This is a genomic window from Streptomyces sp. (genome assembly GCF_031181555.1).
Classification (GTDB): Bacteria; Actinomycetota; Actinomycetes; order Streptomycetales; family Streptomycetaceae; genus Streptomyces; species Streptomyces fimbriatus.
Window position 1 is genome coordinate 2,992 of the sequence record NZ_JAPSKQ010000246.1, and the last position, 3,953, is coordinate 6,944.

Genomic DNA, 3,953 nt, shown 5'->3' on the forward strand with positions numbered 1-3,953 from the left:
CCCCCGACCCGGGCTCCGCCCCCCACTCCCACGACCCGCCCGTACTGCTCCCGTACCTCCCGGTACCGCAGCAGTTCCGCCGCCACCGGATCCAGGACCCTGGCCCGTCCGCACCCGGAGGCCGCCTCCCGCAACCGTCTCTCCGCCTCCTGCCCGTATCTCCGGGCCGGCCCCCGGGCGGCCATGCGGCAGCTCCACTCGATGAGCGGTCCGCCGACGATGCCGATCGCCATCAGCAGCACCGGCACCCCCAGGTTGGGCGACACGACCCCGATGATCTGGCCCAGCAGCCACAGCCCGCCCACGAACTGAAGGATCGTCATCGACGCCTGGGCGAGCACGGCCACCGGCCACCATCCGGGCCGCGGCGGCCTGCCCGGCGGCAGTCCCGCGCGCACGGCCAGCTCGTCCAGCGCCTCCGGCAGCCCCTGGGAGCCGCGCACCGCCGCCTCCCGCACCGCCTGCGCCCACGGCGCCGGCAGCCCGTCCGAGGCCCGGTCGGCCACCGTGCGCACCGCCTGTTCCACGCGCTGCCGGGCCGTGACCTCCTCGTCGGGCTGCCCGCGCAGGGACTGCCGTCCCGTGGTCGGCTCACGCCGGTCCTGGCACCAGCGCCACAGCCGCAGCCAGGGCGTACCGCACGCGCGGTTGGCGTTGCGCAGCCACGCCCGCTCGGCGGCCTCGCCCGCCGCGGTGGCGCCCACGGCGTCCGCGAGCCGGGCCGAGAACTCCTCGCGCGCCTCCTCGCTCAGCCCGGCGCGCCGACGGGTGGCGTACACGGGCCACAGCCGGGCCGCCGCGATGTCCACGTCCGCGGAGATCCGGCGGGCCGGGGCCCCGCGTTCGGCCACGAACCGGCTCAGCGCCTCCCGCAGTTCGCCGACCCCGTCGCCGGTGAGCGCGGACAGCGCGAGCACGGTCGTCCCGGGTTCGCCGTACTCCCCGAGGGCGATCCCGTCCTCGTCGAGCAGCCGCCGCAGGTCGTCCAGGACCTGCTCGGCGGCCTCCCCGGGCAGCCGGTCGATCTGGTTGAGGACGACGAACATGACCTCCGCGTGGGCCGCCATGGGCCGCAGATAGCGTTCGTGCAGCATGGCGTCGGCGTACTTCTCGGGGTCGACGACCCAGATGACCGCGTCGACCAGCGCCAGCACCCGGTCCACCTGCTCGCGGTGCTGTACGGCCGCCGAGTCGTGGTCGGGCAGGTCGACCAGGACGAGGCCGCGCAGCCGCTCGTCCGCGTCCACCGTCGCCTGCAGCGGGCGCCGCCGGAGCCGGGGCGGGATGCCCAGCCGTTCGATGAGGCTCGCCGCGCCGTCGCTCCAGCTGCACGCGATGGGCGCGGCGGTGGTCGGCCGCCGCACCCCGGTCTCCGAGATGGCCACTCCGGCCAGCGCGTTGAACAGCTGCGACTTCCCGCTGCCGGTCGCGCCCGCGATGGCGACGACGGTGTGCTGCCCGGAGAGCCTGCGCCGCGCGGCGGCCTCCTGGAGGACCCGGCCCGCCTCCGCGAGGGTCCGGTTGTCGAGCCTGGTGCGGGAGAGCCCGACCAGTTCGCGCAGCGCCTCGAGCCGCGACCGCAACGGCACGTCGTACGCCAGGGGGGGCACGGCCTGCGGCCCGGGGCTCCGGGACTCCGCCCCGGCGAACCGCTCCGCCCCGGCGCCCTCGGCCGCCCGCCGCGCGATCAGCCCGTCGTCCCAGGGGCTCGCGTCGGTTCCCGTCCGGCGGGCGGGGTCCGCCGCCGGGTCCGTACGGCTCCCGTCGGGCGGGCCGCCGGCGGCGTCGCGGTCGTTCCCCCCGGACGGCCCGGCCGCTCCACGACCGCCCTCCCCGGGGGGAGCGTGCCCACGGTCGTCGCGTTCCGGCCGGTTCTCGTCGCGCGAGGTGTCCCCCCGGCGATCGGGGTGCTCGGTGTGGTCCTGGTCAGTGACGGCGGTCACCGGTCACCTCTCCTTCTGCAGTACGGACAGCGCGGCGATGAGTTCGGCCTGGGGCTCCGCGTGCACCTCGAGCGCGTCGAGCGGGGCGAGCCGGCGCTCCCGTTCGGCGTGCATGATCCGGTCCATGTGCTCGATGAGCAGCCGTCCGCCCCGGTCACGCAGCCGCAGCGCCCCGTGGGCGCCGATCCGTTCGGCGAGCCCCTCCCCGGCGGTGCGTGTCCGGCGGCCGCCCAGCAGCACCGTGGCGACCAGCGCGGCGACCGTCTCGGGATCGGGCGCGACGCCGCGGTCCAGCTCGCGCACCTCGTCCTCGGCGTACTCCTCGAGCTCGCGCCGCCAGCGCCGTACGGCCAGCCCGATCCGGTGTTCGGCGCTCTCCGGCGAGGAGTCCCGGGCGGCGAGCTCGGGGGCGGCCGCCGCGGGTTCGCGCCGCCAGGCGTCGTCGACGCGCTCGTCGGCGGCGGCGACGGCGCACAGCAGCAGCGCGCTCAGGCTCTCCACCAGGGCGTCGAGGAGCTCGCCCGGGGTGCAGTCGAGCGGGAAGGCGCGCCACCGCTTGAGCGCGTCCCCGGAGAGCACGGCTCCGGCCTGCAGCCGGCTCCGTACGCGCGCGTGCTCGCTGTCGTACGCCCCGTCGACGGCCGCGGTGAGCCGCAGCGCGGCCGCGTACTGCGCGGCGGCGGCACCGGCCAGTTCGGGCATGCGGGTGTTGAGGGAGTCGAGGACGCCGTACGCGGTGCGGGCCATGGCGTGCTGCCGGGCGGCGGGATCGTGCGTCTGGTGCACGAGCCAGGTCCGCAGCGACGCCACGGCGGTGGCGGGCAGCAGCCCGCCGCCCCAGGCCGACTCGGGCAGCTCGGGCACGGTGAAGCGCGGTACGTGGCCGAGGCCGGCCTTGGTGAGCAGGGCGCCGTACTGCCGTGACACCTCGGACACGACCTGGTGGGGCACGCGGTCCAGGACGGTCACCAGGGTGACGTCGTACTCCTTGGCGGTGCGCAGCATGTACCAGGGCACGGCGTCCGCGTAGCGGGCGGCGGTGGTGACCATGACCCAGATGTCCGCGGCGCAGATGAGTTCGGCGGCGAGGACCCGGTTGTCGGACACCAGGGAGTCGATGTCGGGCGCGTCCAGGAGGGCCAGGCCGGGGGGCAGGGTGTCGGCGGTCTCGACGCGCAGCACGCGCGCGGGGTTCTCGCCGGGGAGCAGCAGGTCCTCCGACGGGTCCTGGTGGCGGGGCACCCACACGCGCGTGAGATCGGGCAGCACCCTCATCCCGCTGAACCAGTGGTGGTCCTCCGGATGGCAGACGAGCACCGGCGTCCGTGTCGTCGGCCGCAGCACGCCCGCCTCGCTGACCCGCCGTCCCACCAGGGAGTTCACCAGGGTGGACTTCCCGGCCCCGGTGGATCCTCCGACGACGGCCAGCAACGGCGCTTCGGGGTCTCTCAGCCGGGGCACCAGATAGTCGTCGAGCTGTGCGAGCAGTTCGTCGCGGTTGGCACGCGCGCGTGGGGCCCCCGCCAGGGGCAGCGGGAAGCGTGCGGCGGCGACACGGTCGCGCAGGGCGGAGAGTGCGTCGAGCAGCTGAGGCCGTACGTCCAAGGTCACCACATGCGAAGAATGCCCAATTTTAGGGGAATTCTGAAACATATGAGCATGCCTGCGCGCCGACAGGACACAAGGGACGGAAGGAACGACTGGGACACGGGCGCGGCCCAGGCATAACGAGTGCACAACACCCGATGCGCGAGACGCCAAAAGCGATGCACGATTCGCACCTGCCTGCGATTATCAGGACCGCTTCACCGAACCTCCACACCGAGCCACGGAGGCGAGGCAACAGGGACAAGGATGCGGGAGCCCTATCCTTGTCTCCGGCAACGTCAGGGAACCGCCCGGACCCGGGCACCAGGACGACAGGCCACCACACCCGGCCCCCGTAGCTCAGTGGATAGAGCAGGCGCCTTCTAAGCGCTTGGCCGCAGGTTCGAGTCCTGCCGGGGGCGC

Annotated in this window: 2 protein-coding genes and 1 tRNA gene; 1 reads left to right on the forward strand and 2 read right to left on the reverse strand. The window is 74.8% G+C overall.

All coding sequences use genetic code 11. The features are described from left to right. Positions 1-1,943 (reverse strand): YfjP family GTPase (locus RIM90_RS29630; RefSeq protein ID WP_309063824.1); only part of this gene is annotated, 1,943 nt, incomplete at its 3' end. Positions 1,944-1,946: 3 nt separating this feature from the next. Further along, positions 1,947-3,557: a dynamin family protein gene (locus RIM90_RS29635; protein ID WP_309063825.1), complete on the reverse strand. Its 1,611-nt coding sequence runs from the start codon at positions 3,555-3,557 to the stop codon at positions 1,947-1,949. 322 nt (positions 3,558-3,879) lie between these two features. On the opposite strand from RIM90_RS29635, the gene RIM90_RS29640 reads away from it, so the two are divergent. After that, positions 3,880-3,952: transfer RNA gene (locus RIM90_RS29640), tRNA-Arg, on the forward strand. The last annotated feature ends 1 nt before the right edge of the window (position 3,953 follow it).